The sequence below is a fragment of the Microbacterium sp. Kw_RZR3 genome (assembly GCF_029222405.1).
Lineage (GTDB): Bacteria > Actinomycetota > Actinomycetes > Actinomycetales > Microbacteriaceae > Microbacterium.
In genome coordinates, this window is sequence record NZ_JARHXC010000327.1 from 1 (window position 1) to 1264 (window position 1264).

Annotated in this window: 1 protein-coding gene; it reads left to right on the forward strand. The window is 73.3% G+C overall.

Annotation, left to right across the window (positions count from 1 at the left end; genetic code table 11):
- Positions 1–268: 268 nt before the first annotated feature.
- On the forward strand, positions 269–1264 hold a 996-nt coding region (locus tag P2P98_RS18035; RefSeq protein ID WP_275801649.1), incomplete at its 3' end, for an aminotransferase class V-fold PLP-dependent enzyme.

Consider the following 1264-nt stretch of genomic DNA (forward strand, 5'->3'; position numbering starts at 1 on the left):
TGCTCCCGGTTCGGCCGCTCTGTGCGGCAATCGGGCAGTTCTTTCCGGAGCGCGGCACGCGCCAGCGAGCGAAACTCCTGAGATTCAGTCCCCCTCCGCGCCCGAACCCGCGACCGCGGGGGCACGGCGTCCGCTCTGTCAGGAGTTTCGCCCGCCCCCGCCGTCCGAACCGCCCCTCGACATCGGCCGGGCCGGCCCGCCACGTCCGTGGGACGCCCAGCGCCCACCCACCCGCCGCCACCCACCCCGCGCCGCGTAGCCTGGAGAGGTGACCCTCTCCTTCGACGTCGACGCCGTGCGCGCCGACTTCCCGATCCTCGAGAGCGAGGTCGACGGACATCCGCTCGTCTACCTCGACTCCGGCGCGACGAGCCAGAAACCGCGCGCGGTGCTCGACGCCGAGCGCGACTTCCTCGAGCGCGCCAACTCCGCCGTGCACCGCGGGGCGCACACGCTCGCCGCCGAGGCGACCGAGCTGTTCGAAGACGCCCGCTCGACGGTTGCCGAGTTCGTGGGCGCCGAGCCCGAGCAGCTCGTCTGGACGAGCGGCGCCACCGCCGGCCTCAACCTCGTCGCCGGGTCCCTCGGCTACGCGGGGCGTCTGCGCGAGGGCGACGAGATCGTCGTCACTGAGGCCGAGCATCACGCGAACCTCATCCCCTGGCAGGAGCTCGCCGCGCGCACGGGAGCGCGCCTGCGGCACATCCCCGTCCTCGACGACGGCACGCTCGACATGCGCGCCGCGGCCGACCTCATCGGCGAGCGCACCAAAGTCGTCGCGTTCCCGCACGTCTCGAACGTGCTCGGCATCGTGAACCCGGTCGCGAAGCTCGTCACCCTCGCCCGCGGCGTCGGTGCGCTGACGGTGCTCGACGCGTGCCAGTCGGCGCCGCACCTCGCGCTCGACCTCCCGGCATCCGGGGTCGACCTCGCCGTGTTCTCGGGGCACAAGATCCACGGTCCCTATGGCATCGGCGCCCTGTGGGGCCGCGACGAGGTGCTCGAGTCGCTGCCCCCGTTCACCACGGGTGGCTCGATGATCACGACCGTCACGCTCGACCGCGCCGAGTACCTCCCGCCGCCGCAGCGCTTCGAGGCCGGCACGCAGCCGGTGTCCCAGGCCGTGGGCCTGGCCGCCGCGATCCGCTGGCTCGGCGAGCACGACCTCGACGCCGCGCGCGCACACGAGGCCGCGCTCGAGAAGCGTATGCGCGAAGGGCTGCGCTCGATCCCCGGCATCCGTCTGCTCGGAGACACGGATGCC